Genomic DNA, 14,642 nt, shown 5'->3' on the forward strand with positions numbered 1-14,642 from the left:
GGGACATGATCCAGGCTGATCTGACCGTAATCCTGCCGGAAATCATACTGGCTGTGTATGCCATGGTTGCCCTGATCTTCGCGGTGTATACTGCGAAGGATGCGCTGGGGTCGCTGCTGGTGTGGGTGACCAGTGGCGTCATGGCGGTGCTGGCGATCTGGATCGCCACCCGGTCGGGTGGCACCAACGTAGCGTTCAATGGCATGTTCATTGATGACGGCTTTGCCCGCTTTGCCAAGGTTGCGATCCTGCTGTCGGCGGCTGCGGTGCTGCTAATGAGCCGCGAATACATGGCGCGTCGCGATCTGCTGCGGTTTGAGTACCCGCTTCTCGTCGCGTTGGCTGCTGTCGGTATGATGATGATGGTCTCGGCCGGTGACCTGATGTCGCTCTACATGGGGCTGGAGTTGCAGTCCCTCGCGCTCTATGTGGTCGCTTCGCTGCGACGCGACAGTGTGAAATCCACCGAGGCGGGGCTGAAGTATTTTGTGCTTGGCGCACTCAGTTCCGGGCTTCTGCTCTATGGTGCGTCACTGGTCTATGGCTTCTCCGGCACCACCTTGTTCTCTGGCATCATCAAGACTGCCCAGCACGGTGAACTGTCGCTGGGTCTTCTCTTTGGTTTGATCTTCCTGATTTCGGGGCTTGCATTCAAGGTTTCGGCTGTGCCGTTCCACATGTGGACACCAGATGTTTACGAAGGTTCTCCGACACCGGTAACCGCGTTCTTTGCCACGGCGCCGAAAGTCGCGGCGATGGCGCTGTTCGCTCGGTTGATGCATGACGCGTTCGGGGCTGCGGTGCAGGATTGGCAGCAGGTGATTGTCCTGCTTTCGGTGCTGTCGATGTTTCTGGGGGCCGTTGCTGCAATCGGTCAACGCGATATCAAGCGACTGATGGCGTTCTCGTCGATCGCGCATATGGGATATGCGCTGATCGGGCTTGCCGCCGGAACCGAGGCAGGTGTCAAATCGATGCTGATCTATCTTGCCATCTACGTGACGATGAATGTGGGAACATTCGCCTTTATCCTGATGCTGGAACGGGATGGGAAACCAGTGACAGACATCGACGCGCTGCGCATGTATTCCCGCCGCGAACCGGCCAAGGCGTTGGCGGTTCTGGTCCTTATGTTCAGCCTTGCCGGCGTTCCGCCGATGCTGGGATTCTTTGCCAAGCTGGGCGTTTGGCAAGCGGGCGTTCAGGCCGGGTTGCTGGGTCTGGTCATCGCCTCGGCTGTGGCCTCGGTGATCGGAGCCTTCTACTACCTGCGGATCGTCTTTTTCATGTATTTCGGAGAAGAGCAGGGTGACGAGCTGGAAACCCGTGGTTCGCCTGTTCTTGTCGGAGCACTGATGGCCTCGGCCGGGTTGATGGTGGTGGGGCTGTTCTACCAGTTCGGTGTTGAAAACGCCGCAGCGGCCGCCGCGGCCACCCTTGTCAACTGATCCCGGGATCTGCGAAATTGCCAAAAGGCTCGGTCCCGCGACCGGGCCTTTTTTCAAGGAGTAGGCTGATGAGCGACTGGCCTTCGGGATATGGCAAACGTGTGCTTGATGAGGTGGACAGCACCCTCAACGAGGCATCACGAATTGCACCGGGCCTGTCGGGTCCTGAATGGATATTGGCGCATCGGCAAACCACAGGGCGCGGAAGACGCGGGCGACCCTGGAGCGACCCGCAGGGCAATCTGTCAGCGACGCTTGTGATGCGCCCGCAGGGCACGCCTGATCAGGCGGCCCTACGGAGTTTTGTGGCGGCTCTGGCCCTGTTTGACGCAGCGGTGGCCGTGACCGGCCGTGCAGACGGATTGTCATTGAAATGGCCCAACGACGTTTTGCTGAACGGCGGTAAACTGGCCGGGATCCTACTAGAGAGTACGGGGCAGGGCACAACGGTGTCTCACCTTGCCATTGGCATCGGGGTCAATCTCTCTGAGGCGCCGTCTTGGGGATCTCTGGAAGGGACGGCACTTCGGCCGGTTTCGTTGCTGTCTGAGACAGGGGCTCAGGTGGACCCCGAAACATTTCTGACTGAACTGGCGGCCAGCTACGCCCATTATGAGGATCAATTCGTTACCTATGGGTTCGAGCCGATCCGGCTGGCCTGGCTTTCCCGTGCCGCGCGATTGGGTGAAACCATAACAGCGCGCACAGCGTTATCCGAAACCGTCGGGACGTTTGAGACGGTGGACGACACCGGCAACCTTGTCCTAAACACCGCCAAGGGCCGGGTCAGCATTCCGGCGGCGGATGTGTTTTTCTAAAGGGGGAAGAACATGCTTCTTGCAATTGATTGCGGCAACACCAACACGGTGTTCTCGATTTGGGACGGCGAGAAGTTCCTGTGCACGCTCCGGACGTCGACTCATCACGCCCGCACGGCCGATGCCTATTTCACCTGGTACTCTACTCTGGTGAAGCACTATGGGATCGAAGCCGATATCACCGAAGTGATCATCTCGTCGACCGTTCCCCGCGTGGTATTCAACCTGCGTGTCTTTGCCGATCGGTTCTTTGGCTGCCGTCCTCTGGTTGTTGGCAAACCCGAAACACTGCTGCCGGCACCACCGCGCGTCGACGAGGGCACACAGGTCGGGTCAGACCGGTTGGTCAATACGGCCGGGGCATTTGACCGCCATGGCGGTGACCTGATTGTGGTGGATTTTGGAACGGCGACGACTTTCGATGTCGTAGCCCTTGATGGAGCTTATGTCGGAGGCGTCATTGCTCCGGGCGTGAACCTGAGCCTCGAGGCCTTGCATCTGGCCGCAGCTGCTCTACCTCATGTCGACATTTCAAAGCCCCAGAAGGTGATTGGCACAAATACGGTGGAATGCATTCAATCCGGCGTTTTCTGGGGTTATGTGGGTCTCGTTCGCGAAGTCTGCCAACGGATCAAGGCAGAGCGCGGCGTGCCGATGAAAGTCATTTCCACTGGCGGCCTCGCCCCCCTGTTTCAGCAGGCTGTGGATCTGTTTGATGCATTTGAAGAAGACCTGACGATGCACGGGCTTACCGTGATACATCGCTACAACAAGGATAACGGCTGACAATGAGCAGCGAGAGATTGATATATCTGCCCCTCGGCGGAGCGGGCGAAATCGGCATGAACGCCTATGTCTATGGCTATGGTGCACCTGGCAAGGAACGCCTGATTGTGGTGGACCTCGGCGTGGCGTTTCCGGATATGGACACAACCCCTGGTGTGGACCTGATTCTGCCCGATATAAGCTGGCTGAAAGAGCGTGCTGACCGGATCGACGGTGTTTTCGTTACCCATGCACACGAGGACCACATAGGTGCGATCGCCCATACCTATGCGGCGCTCAAGGCTCCGATCTATGCACGAGCATTCACCGCCAATCTTGCCCGACGCAAGATGGCGGATGCCGGGCATCCCGAGGATTCCGTCCAAACCGTGTCAGCCTGGCCAGAAACGCTCAAGGCTGGACCGTTCGAAGTTGGTTTCGTGCCGCTGTCGCATTCCATCCCGGAAAGCGCCGGGCTGGTAATCGACACTCCGGCAGGCCGTTTGGTCCATTCAGGTGATTTCAAGATCGACCCGGAGCCGGTGGTCGGAGAGCCTTTTGACCCCGGTCTGTGGGAAGCGATTGCAAAAACCGGGGTCAAAGCCCTGATCTGCGACAGCACGAACGTGTTCTCACCGCATCCAGGGCGGTCGGAATCCGAGCTGTCTTCCGAAATCGAAACACTAATCGCGGCTCAACCGGGCATGGTTGTGGCAACCACCTTTGCCTCGAACGTTGCACGTCTCAAGACGCTGGCGGAGGCGGGGCAGCGAGCCGGTCGCTCTGTGGTGCTGTTCGGGCGGGCGATGCGACGGATGGTCGAAGCGGCGGTGGAGACCGGGGTGCTCACCGATTTCCCACGGGTCATTAGCCCTGAAGAGGCGCAGGACCTGCCGCGCCAAAGCCTTATGCTGTTGGCAACCGGAAGTCAGGGTGAACGCCGCGCTGCCTCGGCGCAACTGGCGCGCGGCAAATACCGTGGCATGACTATGGCCGAAGGTGACCTGTTCCTGTTCTCCTCCAAGACCATTCCCGGGAATGAGCGCGGCGTTATCCGCATCATGAACCAGTTCAGCGAAATGGGCGTTGACGTCGTGGATGACAGCTCGGGGCGTTATCATGTTTCGGGCCATGCCAACCGACCGGATCTTGAACGGATGCATGATCTGGTGAACCCGCAGATGGTCATTCCGATGCATGGAGAGCATCGCCACTTGCGCGAACACGCAAAGCTGGCCAAGGAACGGGGCAGACAGGGGATTGTTGCGGTCAACGGAATGATGCTGGACCTGTCAGGCGAGGCACCTGTCGTGTCGGAATACGTCGACACCGGCCGAACATATTTGGATGGTTCGGTCCAGATTGGTGCGCTCGACGGGGTGGTTCGCGACAGGATTCGCCTCGCGCTGAACGGCCATGTAACTGTAACGGTAATCCTTGATGAAGAAGACGAACCGCTGGGTGAGCCGTGGTGTGATACCAAGGGTTTGCCAGAGGCTGGGAGTTCCAAGGCTGATCTTGTCGAGATCTGCGAGGCGGATCTGCACCAGTTCCTGATGCGGGCAGACGCCAAGACCTTGCGCAACGACGACAAGCTCGAAGAAGCGCTTCGGCGAATTGTGCGGCAGACTGCCTTGTCGGAAATCGGCCGCAAGCCTGAGGTCACGGTGGTGATCAGCCGCTTGCGCTGAACCCGCTATCTGGCGGCGGTCTCAGAACGCAATACGCCGCGCTTGTTGCAAGCGCGGCGTATTTGTTTCGGAACCGGCGCAGTTCCGGTCAGTGACGCAGAGGACGCGCGCAATCAGGCGCCAGGTGCAGCTTTTTCGGCAGATTGATCAGCGCAGCCGCCAGAGATTTCAAACCCTTGGCAAGAAACACGGCGCGCTGGCTTTCAGCTTCACGGCAGACCGCACGGATTTCTTCCGGCGACAGGATCTTGATTTCGGTCTCGTTCATGGGTCTCGGCTTTCTTGAACAAATGGTCAATTTCCCGTTTGATTAAGGCTCGCCAAAAAAAATGAGCACCCAAAAAACAGGAAATCCTGCCATGCAAAAAATGCAATGGTTGTGCGTTTGATGCATGACAAAGCGCCGCCCTTTTGGGGCGGCGCATGCGGTTGGTGAACTGTAGAAGTTGGCTTAGCTTGCGCGGCGCTCGTCAAAGCTCAGCGCGATAAAGCTGGGCATGTGATCGCCCATACCCACAACCGGTTCCCGGTTTCCGCGGCCTCGCCCAGTGCCTTTGTCGGAGCCCTTGTCGGCTCCCTTGCGGCCACGGCCCGAATCCTTGCGCTCGCTTTTTTCGGCGCGTGCCTTTTCGGGCTTCGGAGCGGCTTCGCGTTCGGCCTTTGGCGCTTTTTCAGCCTTTGGTTCGGCTTTCAAAGGCGAGTCCAGACGGGGGATCTCTTTCTGGATCAGGCGTTCGATCGCATCCAGAGCTTTCTCATCACGCGGAATGCAGATTGTGATCGCTTTGCCTTCGCGGCCGGCACGGCCAGTGCGGCCGATACGGTGAACATAATCCTCGGCATGGCCGGGGACATCGAAGTTGAACACGTGGCTTACCGAGGGAATGTCCAGTCCGCGCGCAGCCACGTCGGATGCCACTAACAGCCGCAATGAGCCGTCGCGGAAGCCATCAAGCGTCTTCATGCGCTGCGATTGCTCGAGATCGCCGTGAATGGCGGCGGCGTTGTAACCATATTTCTTCAGCGATTTGGCGCAGATATCCACGTCGGACTTGCGGTTGCAAAAGATGATGGCATTGGTGCACTTGTCACCTTCGGCGTCGATCAGAGCGCGCAAGAGCTTCCGTTTTTCACTCGCTTCTCGGTCGCGGCGCGATCCCTTGAACTTGACCACAGCTTGCTCGATCGTTTCAGAGGCCGTTGCCTGGCGGGCCACCTCGATTCGAGCCGGTGCCGACAGGAATGTGTTTGTGATCCGTTCGATCTCGGGTGCCATGGTGGCCGAGAAGAACAGCGTCTGGCGCGTAAACGGGGTCAGCGAGAAGATGCGTTCGATATCCGGTATAAAGCCCATATCGAGCATTCGGTCCGCCTCATCGACGACCATGATCTGCACACCGGTCAGCAGCAGTTTACCGCGCTCGAAATGATCAAGCAGCCGGCCAGGCGTTGCGATCAGCACGTCAACCCCACGGTCGATCAGCGCCTCTTGCTCCTTGAAGGAAACGCCACCAATCAGTAGCGCCTTTGTGAGCTTGAGATGCTTGGAATAGGTATCGAAGTTCTCCGCCACCTGCGCGGCAAGTTCCCGTGTCGGGCACAGCACAAGGCTGCGTGGCATCCGAGCACGCGCTCGGCCACGGGCCAGCAGCGTTATCATTGGCAGGGTGAAACTGGCTGTCTTTCCGGTTCCGGTCTGGGCGATGCCCAGAACATCCTGCCCTGCCAGCGCAGGGGGAATCGCCCCGGCCTGAATTGGGGTAGGGGTTTCATACCCGGCTTCGTCGATAGCTTTGAGAACCTTCGGGTTCAGGTTCAGGTCTGAGAATTTTGTCATATGTTTCCGCGTTTTGCGGACACTGACCTGGCCCGCACGTCTGTTCGGAGCCGGACCCGTACGGTCCTGTGCTGATTGCACATGATGGCTCGGGGCGGGGCATAACAAAAAGGTAAAGGCGCGTCAAATTGTGGAAAGGTACAAGAGGATTTGCCTGGAATTTCAGCAATAATTGATGCCCAAATCGCAACAGTTCACAGAAAATTAGGGAATTGTCTCCGTAAGCTTCTCTCGAGATGCAGGTCATGCTGCAAAAGCATTCCCTCGTTTTTCAAAGCCTTCCGGGCTATTTCAGACGTTGCGTTGATCTCATCAAAGAAGGCCCGCAGCCCAGCTTCCCCCTCGGTTTGCTCTATATGCGTTAGGGCCGCGAAAAGTGTTGGCCCGTCCGGGCGGGCCGCCGCCAGGCCATCGCGATATGCCCCCTGTTCCAATCGAAACCGATAGGCAGCAATCCAGTGGTCCCAGTCATCGCCGTGAAAATGGCAGAGCCTTGCCCAACCCAACTCCATGTCTGTCGGCAGTCTTTCACCCTTCTGGAACGCATCGTGAATTCGCAGCTGGATCGCATCGAGACCGGTACGAACAAAGATTTTGCCCGCAACATGGCTCATGAAACCACCCTTCACGAAATGGCCAAAACGTGGGTAGAGCCGTGAAACGATCCGGTCACGCTCCGGCCCCGGAGGAATGAACGCCTTGAACGCGGGGTCGTCGCCGGCAAGTGCTTCGACCGGACGGACGCGTGCAACTCGTGCATGGTCGGGCAGGGAGGCCAGCTGGCCGGCGACAGATGCGTCAGGCCAGAGAAACTCGTCCACGTCCAGATGGATCAGCCAGTCGATCTCTGCCTTTCGCCGGTATGCATGCGTCGCATTTGCCGCCTGACGTGACTGGTGTTTTCTGGGGCGCTGGCCACGGCGTTTCTGCCAATAGGCTTCATCGCAGAGCGTTACCCGAACCTTGGGATGCGCTGTCAGGGCCGCACGGGCCTCAGCATGATCCTCGTCGAGATAGATGTAGATACGATGCGCGCCGAGCTCGATGTGATGCGCGGCAAAAGTCAGGATGTCCTGCACCGGGGCTTTGACGGTGGCGACCAGACCCCATTTTGTCACGCCGCGGCCTCCGGGAGTTTGCCGAACCATTTCGAGACAGTTTCATCAAGATCCAACTCGACGCCAAGCAACATGTCATGTTTCGCCAACTGTTCAATCAAGTCGGGCGTGGCGCACATCATTTCCTCGTAGAAACGACGCAATCCCGGCTCGCCCTCTTCGGACTGGATCGTCGCCAGAACGTCCGCTAGCCGCATGGGTTCATTCGGCCTTCGGCGATAGGCACCTTTGGTCACACGAAACGTCATATGCTGCCGAAACTGGGCCCAGCTCGGAGCGTGAGCGTGTCCCACGCGGATCTCTTCGGAAATCTGACCGGTACTCAGTTTTTTGCCCTCGCGCCACATTGCATGAATACCGAACCGGATCCCTTGCAGGCCGGTTCGAGCGATGTTCTTGAAGCAGTTGTAACTGAAGAATCCCTCGGGCACGAACTCTCCGAAGGTCGGATAAATCCGGGACAGAACTTCGGGCGGATGCCCTGCGGTGTGGCGGGTCAGCTTGAAGTGGGTCAGGCCGTTTGGCCTGTCTTGTGCCAATTGCTCGGCCGGGCGCATTTGCATGAATTCTGCCTCGGGCGGGCAATCCGCAAGAATTTCCGTTACCGGACGAGCAGGTAGCAGGAATTCGTCAACGTCGAGATGCGCCAGCCAGGGCAGGTCGCTTTGGCGGTAGGCGCGGGTAGCGTTGAACGCCTGCCGCATCTGGTGACTATCCTGCGCGCGGGCGGGCTTGCCCTTCCAGTAATTAACGTCGCAGACCGTGATCCGCACCCGGGGGTGACTACGAAAGAACTGTTCGACCAAAGGATCCGGAGCATCGAGAAAAATCCGGATGCTGTCCGCACCAAGATCGAGGTGATGGGCTGCAAACCGGGCGATATCGGCCAATGGTGCCCGGATCGTGGACACCACTCCCCAGCGGGACATGCTATCCCGTGAGCCGGTTGTCAGACCATCATCTCCTTGGTGGCGGTCAGTTTCACATCCGGGTAGTCACGTTCGATCCGGTCAATGTCCCATTGCAAGCGGGTCAGGTACACGATGTCACCGTCATGGTCGTGCGCGATATGCTGTTTGTTCGCATTGACGAATTTGTCCACGGCCTGCTGATCGCCGCTGACCCATCGGGCGGACGTGAACTGAGACGCTTCGAAACGGACCGGAAGTCCGTATTCAAGCTCTATTCGGCTGGCCAGAACCTCGAATTGCAGCGCACCGACGACCCCGACGATAAAACCGGACCCGATTGAGGGCTTGAACACCTTTGCCGCGCCTTCTTCGGCGAATTGCATCAGAGCCTTCTCCAGATGCTTGGCCTTCAACGGATCGCCGGCGCGTACGCCTTGCAAGAGTTCGGGCGCAAAGGACGGGATTCCGGTGACCCGCAGCGCTTCGCCTTCGGTCAGCGTATCACCAATCCGCAATTGGCCGTGGTTCGGGATGCCAATGATGTCGCCGGCCCATGCTTCTTCTGCAAGTTCTCGATCCGAGGCCAGAAACAGCACCGGGTTAGAGATCGCCATCGGTTTTTTTGACCGCACATGGGTGAGCTTCATACCGCGTTTGAAATGACCCGAGGCCATGCGGACAAAGGCCACCCGGTCGCGATGTTTGGGGTCCATATTGGCCTGAACCTTGAACACAAACCCGGCGACCTTTTTCTCTTCAGGAGAGATCTGGCGCGGTTCAGCGGTCTGGATCTGCGGTTCCGGGCCATAGCCCGCGATCCCGTCCATCAGTTCCTTGACACCAAATGAGTTGATTGCCGATCCGAACCAAATCGGGGTCATGTGCCCTTCAAGCACGGCCTGTGGGTCCAGCGCCGGCAGCAATTCGCGGGCCATTTCCAGTTCTTCGAGAAAGGTCTCCAGCAAATGCGCCGGCACATGTTCGGACAGCCTCGGGTCGTCGAGACCATCGATCTCGATGCTTTCGGCAACCTTGTTTCGATCTGCCCGGTCCATCAGCTCCAGCCGGTCGCGCAGAATGTCGTAACATCCGATGAAATCGCGCCCCTGACCAATCGGCCACGAGGCCGGCGTCACGTCTATGGCGAGCATTTCCTGAATTTCATCGATGATTTCAAACGTGTCGCGGCTTTCCCGGTCCATCTTGTTGCAGAAGGTCAGGATCGGAAGGTCGCGAAGACGGCAAACCTCGAACAGCTTCTGGGTCTGGCTCTCGACCCCCTTGGCACCATCGATCACCATGACAGCGGCATCCACGGCGGTCAGGGTGCGATAGGTGTCTTCGGAGAAATCGCTGTGACCGGGTGTATCCACCAGATTAAACCGGAAGTTCTTGTAGTCGAAGGACATTGCCGAAGCCGAAACCGAAATGCCGCGATCTTTTTCCATTTGCATGAAATCTGAACGTGTGCGACGCGCTTCACCCTTGGCCCGAACCTGGCCGGCCATCTGGATCGCACCACCGTAAAGAAGGAATTTTTCTGTCAGCGTGGTTTTGCCCGCATCCGGGTGCGAGATGATGGCAAAGGTTCGACGCCGGGAAATTTCCGGCGGCAGTTCGGGACGGTTTGTTGGCATATCCAGCATGAGCGGGCGTATAGGCTCAGAAGGGCTCGGGCGCAAGAAATCTCAGCGTGTCGAGGCGCGTCGCAGCAGGTCGATTGCGTCAGGGCGTTCCAGAAGGGTCTTTTGCACGTCCAGCCCATGATCGCCGCGTTGGCCGTGGCCGGGCAGGATCTCACCCAGCTTTTGCAGCAGATCGGGTGGCAGGGCGGGTTTGGTGCGCGGGTCGATCAGCATCGATTCGGCCGCGATCCCCTCAGCATAGATGATGTGATGACGGTCAAAGAGCAGCTGGAAATAATCGACAAAGCCGCCGTCCTGAACGGTGACGGTATCGCCGTTGATCAGGTGGCTGGCCTTGACCAGAAGCTCTGCCCGGCCGGTGCCGAGCTTGTCTATGCGCTGGTAGACGAACAACCTGTGATCAGGGCTGACCAGCAGGTCATTGGCATTGTTCAATGCGCCCGAGCGGATCAGGATCGGGGCGAAATCGCCAGTCGCACGCACGGTGGTCTGACCGATCCAGCGGATCTCCTGCACCCCGTCGTCGCGGGTCAGGACGCGGTCACCGACTGTCAACTGTTCGATTGGAACCTGTTTGCCGGATGCCATGGTGATGTGCGTACCACGAGTGAACGAGACGCAGGCCACCTGTGCAAACTTTCGGGCCGCACTATCGCGATCCATGCCAACAAGCGTGTATTCGACTTTCGGCGCGAGTGGCGCCATCGGGAGCATGTAGACATCTGCGATGTGCCCAGCGTCGTCAACTTCGACCAGTATCAGGGCGTCTGTTGTCTGACCGTCCGGCGACATCAGGCTCAGTGCGCTGTCCATGTGCACCAGACCGCCGGGATTGCCCAGTTCCGTGTTTTCGGCAATGTGGAATTGCCCACCACCGTCTGCGTGCAATGCCAACCGATAGCGGGAGGCTGCAGTATCCAGCATGTAGATGTCGTCGAGGACCAGATCATCCATGGGCGAGATCTCATCCCCGAGATTCGCCCCGTTGACCACGCAGAACACGTCGGCACGGTAAACCGGGATCGACTGGACTGGGTTCAGATATGACACGGGCGGGGCTGGCCTTTCTGGAAGCAGGGCATAAGTGTGGGGGCGGATTGCCCCTCGCGCAAGACTGTCTACCGCCAGATTGTGGCGGATATCGGTCATCGGCCCGGTGAAAAGCTGGCATTGTCCACAAACCCGGTGCTAATCGGGGGGAAGATAAACGGAAAATCAGGGAGAGTTTCAATGGATCTGGGAATTGCGGGAAAACGGGCGCTGGTCTGTGCCAGCAGCAAAGGGCTTGGATTGGGCTGCGCCGAGGCGCTTGCCGGGGCAGGTGTAAATCTGGTGATGAACGCACGCGGCTCGGATGCTTTGGAAGCCTCGGCGCAAGCGATCCGCGATGCACATGGTGTAGACGTTCAAACTGTGGCCTGCGACGTGACCACGGCTGAGGGGCAGGCCGTTCTAATCGAGGCCGCGACGGGCGCTGATATTCTGGTCAACAATGCGGGCGGCCCGCCGCCCGGCATGTGGAGTGACTGGGAGAGAGACGACTTTATCAAGGCGCTGGACGCCAACATGCTGGCTCCGATCGCGCTGATGAAGGCGCTGATGCCGGGGATGATCGAACGTGGCTGGGGCAGGGTGGTCAACATCACCTCACAATCAGTGCGCTCGCCGATCGCCGTTCTCGGGCTGTCGAACTCGGCCCGGGCCGGATTGACAGGATACGTGGCGGGCACCGCGCGACAGGTCGCCGGAAAAGGTGTGATCATCAACAATCTGTTGCCGGGCATACACGCCACTGACAGGGCCGATGCGCTGGATGGGGGCGTGGTCAAGCAACAGGGGATCACTCTGGACGAGGCGCGGGCGCAACGCGCGGCCACCATACCCGCCGGCCGTTACGGAACCCGACAGGAATTCGGAGCAGCCTGCGCGTTCCTCTGCTCGCAGCATGTCGGTTTCATTGTCGGACAGAACCTTCTGATCGACGGCGGTGCGACCAACCTGACCATGTGATATGGCTTCCGGCTACTCTCTGAAAGATCAACTGTTCAACCGCGAAAAAGCCGCCTATCTGGGCGGCCTGCTGGCCGCGGCGGACCCACAGGTCGATGCGGACCGGTTCGAGGCGCTCGTCATGTCGCGGCTGTCAGAACTGGAGTTGAAGGAGCGGATTTCGTGGATTGCGCAGTCCGTGCAGGAGGTGCTGCCGGGCACGTTGCCGGACATTGCTCCGGTTCTCTGCCGGGCTTTGCCGCCGCCGCTGGACCCCGGCCTGAGCGATGATGATTTTGGTGACTTCATCTTTGCCCCGTTGGGAGAGGTAGTCAGCAATCTCGGGCTCGAACATCCAAATCTGTCTCTGGATCTGCTGCAGGAATTGACGCAACGGTTCTCGATGGAATGGGCGATCCGTCCTTTTCTGAACCATTGCCCCGGGCTGGTTCTCGAACGGATGCAGGACTGGGTTGCGCACGAAAGCTATCATGTGCGTCGTCTTGTCAGCGAAGGCACCCGGCCCCGCCTACCATGGGGGGAAGCGGTCGGATTGGATATGACCGATCCTTTGCCGTTGCTTGACCGGTTGCACGGAGACCGGACACGGTACGTCACCCGATCCGTTGCCAATCATCTGAATGATATCACCAAAAAGCAGCCGGATCTGGCGCTGGAGCGGCTGGACAGATGGCAGGCTCTGGATCTGCAGGCATCCGAAGAACTGGCTTGGATGACCCGGCACGCGCTTCGTGGTTTGGTAAAGGCAGGGCATCCCGAGGCGATGCGTTCGCTAGGGTACGATCCGGATATGCAGGTCACGGTTCGTATCGAGTTGGGGCGGGACAAGGTGCAGATCGGCAGCGTTCTGGAGTTTTCCTGCCACCTGACGGGCCGCGAAGGAGACAGAGTTCTGGTCGACTACATCGTGCATTTTCAGCGACCCGGCGGAAAAGTTTCCACCAAGGTGTTCAAGCTGTCCCAATCGGAGCTGACGGCCGATGGGCTGGTTCTGACAAAGCGGCACAAACTCAAGGGTGATGCCACGACGTTTCGACTGGTGCCCGGACCCCACAGGCTCGAGGTGCAGGTCAACGGTGTGGTGCAAGCCGAGGTGCCTTTCGACTTGCTGGCGGCACCCTGAGGCAACAAAATTTGCAGGCGCCTCTTTGGACAGTTGAATCGGGCCGCTATGGATGCCGGCCTCGGCGCTTGCACCTTTGCGGCGGGGTTGCTATCCCGCTGCAAGCCCGATGGAAATTCTCGGGAAAGGGAATGAGGATCCTTGGTGACGCCGAAACCACAACCCCCCAGACTGGAAATCCGAAATCTCGTGCGACGCTTTGATGGGCGCACGGTCGTGGACGGAGTTTCACTGCAGATAGGCGCTGGGCAGGTGACGTGCCTGCTGGGGCCGTCCGGTTGCGGAAAATCGACCACTTTGCGTATGATCGCAGGGGTCGAGATGCAGGACTCGGGCGAAATCTGGGTAGATGGCAAGCTGGTTTGCGACACCATTTTCCGTGTGCCCCCAGAGCGTCGCGAGATTGGGCTGATGTTTCAGGATTTTGCCCTGTTCCCGCATCTTAAAGTGGCCGACAATGTGGCCTTTGGTTTGCGCAAGGGCAGTAAAGAAGAGCGCCGATCGCGGGTCGAGGAACTGCTGGAAAAAGTTCATCTGCGTTCCCACATCGATGACTATCCGCATCAGCTTTCCGGAGGCGAACAGCAGCGTGTTGCGCTTGCCCGTGCGCTGGCACCCAAGCCGCGGATCATGTTGATGGACGAGCCTTTCTCGGGTCTGGACAATCGTCTGAGAGATGGGATCCGGGATGATACGCTGAGTATCCTCAAACAGGAGGACACCGCTGTCCTTCTGGTGACGCACGAGCCCGAAGAAGCGATGCGAATGGCGGATGAGATTGCGTTGATGCGCGGTGGAAAGATCGTTCAGAAGGGCGCTCCTTACAACGTGTATACCCGGCCGGTCGACCGGGCTGCGGTCGCTTTTTTCAGCGATACCAATGTGCTGAAGGCGCAGGTTAACGGGGCTTTGGCAGATACCCCCTTTGGCCAGTTTCTTGCACCGGGCGTGCCCGATGGCACCGATGTGGATATCGTGTTCCGTCCCCAGCATGTGAAGATCGACTTTGACCGTGGCGGACAAGGGCCATTGCCAACGCCAAGCGATGGGGTGGCGGCAAGAGGGCTGGTGCAGCGTGCCAGATTTCTGGGCCATGAAAGCCTGGTCGAATTTCGAATGGATCACGACGGATCTGTGCTGAAGGCGACGGTTCCCAATGTGTTCCTGCCCGAGCCCGGCCGGGTGATGTGGCTGACGATCCGACGAGATCGGTGTTTCGTGTTTCCGTCTGGATAAACCAAGCTGACGGGATGGCAATCAGGCTGCTGCCCCAAC

The 14,642-nt window shown here is 58.8% G+C and carries 13 protein-coding genes; 7 read left to right on the forward strand and 6 right to left on the reverse strand.

Features of this window, described 5'->3' with window-relative positions:
• The first annotated feature begins 5 nt into the window (after positions 1 to 5).
• The 4 genes from nuoN to ACP15U_RS16110 all read left to right on the forward strand — a co-directional run bounded on the left by nuoN (position 6) and on the right by ACP15U_RS16110 (position 4,722).
• Positions 6 to 1,448, forward strand: coding sequence for an NADH-quinone oxidoreductase subunit NuoN (gene nuoN / locus ACP15U_RS16095; protein ID WP_425046175.1), 1,443 nt, complete (start codon positions 6 to 8; stop codon positions 1,446 to 1,448).
• 68 nt (positions 1,449 to 1,516) lie between these two features.
• A complete protein-coding gene (locus ACP15U_RS16100) occupies positions 1,517 to 2,266 on the forward strand; it encodes a biotin--[acetyl-CoA-carboxylase] ligase (protein ID WP_425046176.1) in 750 nt (249 codons plus the stop codon).
• Between the two features lie 12 nt (positions 2,267 to 2,278).
• Positions 2,279 to 3,052, forward strand: coding sequence for a type III pantothenate kinase (locus ACP15U_RS16105; protein ID WP_425046177.1), 774 nt, complete (start codon positions 2,279 to 2,281; stop codon positions 3,050 to 3,052).
• 2 nt (positions 3,053 to 3,054) lie between these two features.
• On the forward strand, positions 3,055 to 4,722 hold the full coding sequence (locus ACP15U_RS16110) for a ribonuclease J (protein ID WP_425046178.1): 1,668 nt from the start codon (positions 3,055 to 3,057) through the stop codon (positions 4,720 to 4,722).
• Between the two features lie 88 nt (positions 4,723 to 4,810).
• Here ACP15U_RS16110 and ACP15U_RS16115 read toward each other — a convergent pair whose 3' ends face one another.
• The 6 genes from ACP15U_RS16115 to ACP15U_RS16140 all read right to left on the reverse strand — a co-directional run bounded on the left by ACP15U_RS16115 (position 4,811) and on the right by ACP15U_RS16140 (position 11,284).
• Positions 4,811 to 4,990, reverse strand: coding sequence for a hypothetical protein (locus ACP15U_RS16115; protein ID WP_425046179.1), 180 nt, complete (start codon positions 4,988 to 4,990; stop codon positions 4,811 to 4,813).
• A 183-nt stretch (positions 4,991 to 5,173) separates the two neighbouring features.
• Positions 5,174 to 6,559 (reverse strand): DEAD/DEAH box helicase, encoded by a 1,386-nt coding sequence (locus ACP15U_RS16120; protein ID WP_425046180.1) that lies wholly within the window; start codon positions 6,557 to 6,559, stop codon positions 5,174 to 5,176.
• 194 nt (positions 6,560 to 6,753) lie between these two features.
• On the reverse strand, positions 6,754 to 7,677 hold the full coding sequence (locus tag ACP15U_RS16125; protein WP_425046181.1) for a glycosyltransferase family 2 protein: 924 nt from the start codon (positions 7,675 to 7,677) through the stop codon (positions 6,754 to 6,756).
• The gene (locus tag ACP15U_RS16130; protein WP_425046182.1) at positions 7,674 to 8,606 is read right to left on the reverse strand and encodes a glycosyltransferase family 2 protein; all 933 of its coding nucleotides are present in this window, start codon (positions 8,604 to 8,606) and stop codon (positions 7,674 to 7,676) included. Before ACP15U_RS16130 ends, ACP15U_RS16125 begins: the two co-directional genes overlap by 4 nt.
• Positions 8,607 to 8,626: 20 nt before the next feature.
• Entirely contained in the window at positions 8,627 to 10,234 is a 1,608-nt protein-coding gene (locus tag ACP15U_RS16135) for a peptide chain release factor 3 (protein WP_425046183.1), read from the reverse strand.
• A gap of 42 nt (positions 10,235 to 10,276) precedes the next feature.
• The gene (locus tag ACP15U_RS16140; protein WP_425046184.1) at positions 10,277 to 11,284 is read right to left on the reverse strand and encodes a Hint domain-containing protein; all 1,008 of its coding nucleotides are present in this window, start codon (positions 11,282 to 11,284) and stop codon (positions 10,277 to 10,279) included.
• Between the two features lie 180 nt (positions 11,285 to 11,464).
• On the opposite strand from ACP15U_RS16140, the gene ACP15U_RS16145 reads away from it, so the two are divergent.
• The 3 genes from ACP15U_RS16145 (at position 11,465) to ACP15U_RS16155 (ending at position 14,603) form a co-directional block, all read left to right on the forward strand.
• Entirely contained in the window at positions 11,465 to 12,244 is a 780-nt protein-coding gene (locus ACP15U_RS16145; RefSeq protein WP_425046185.1) for an SDR family oxidoreductase, read from the forward strand.
• A 1-nt stretch (position 12,245) separates the two neighbouring features.
• Entirely contained in the window at positions 12,246 to 13,367 is a 1,122-nt protein-coding gene (locus tag ACP15U_RS16150) for a hypothetical protein (RefSeq protein WP_425046186.1), read from the forward strand.
• Between the two features lie 144 nt (positions 13,368 to 13,511).
• Positions 13,512 to 14,603: an ABC transporter ATP-binding protein gene (locus ACP15U_RS16155; RefSeq protein ID WP_425046187.1), complete on the forward strand. Its 1,092-nt coding sequence runs from the start codon at positions 13,512 to 13,514 to the stop codon at positions 14,601 to 14,603.
• The last annotated feature ends 39 nt before the right edge of the window (positions 14,604 to 14,642 follow it).

This window comes from Primorskyibacter sp. S87 (assembly GCF_049801055.1).
GTDB lineage: Bacteria > Pseudomonadota > Alphaproteobacteria > Rhodobacterales > Rhodobacteraceae > JBNAGF01.

Coding starts and splice junctions, on each gene's coding strand:
- ACP15U_RS16120 (WP_425046180.1), bottom strand. CDS start 6,559: ATGACAAAATTCTCAGACCTGAACCTGAACCCGAAGGTTCTCAAAGCT.
- ACP15U_RS16115 (WP_425046179.1), bottom strand. CDS start 4,990: ATGAACGAGACCGAAATCAAGATCCTGTCGCCGGAAGAAATCCGTGCG.
- ACP15U_RS16135 (WP_425046183.1), bottom strand. CDS start 10,234: ATGCTGGATATGCCAACAAACCGTCCCGAACTGCCGCCGGAAATTTCC.
- ACP15U_RS16150 (WP_425046186.1), top strand. CDS start 12,246: ATGGCTTCCGGCTACTCTCTGAAAGATCAACTGTTCAACCGCGAAAAA.
- ACP15U_RS16110 (WP_425046178.1), top strand. CDS start 3,055: ATGAGCAGCGAGAGATTGATATATCTGCCCCTCGGCGGAGCGGGCGAA.
- nuoN (WP_425046175.1), top strand. CDS start 6: ATGATCCAGGCTGATCTGACCGTAATCCTGCCGGAAATCATACTGGCT.
- ACP15U_RS16105 (WP_425046177.1), top strand. CDS start 2,279: ATGCTTCTTGCAATTGATTGCGGCAACACCAACACGGTGTTCTCGATT.
- ACP15U_RS16130 (WP_425046182.1), bottom strand. CDS start 8,606: ATGTCCCGCTGGGGAGTGGTGTCCACGATCCGGGCACCATTGGCCGAT.
- ACP15U_RS16100 (WP_425046176.1), top strand. CDS start 1,517: ATGAGCGACTGGCCTTCGGGATATGGCAAACGTGTGCTTGATGAGGTG.
- ACP15U_RS16145 (WP_425046185.1), top strand. CDS start 11,465: ATGGATCTGGGAATTGCGGGAAAACGGGCGCTGGTCTGTGCCAGCAGC.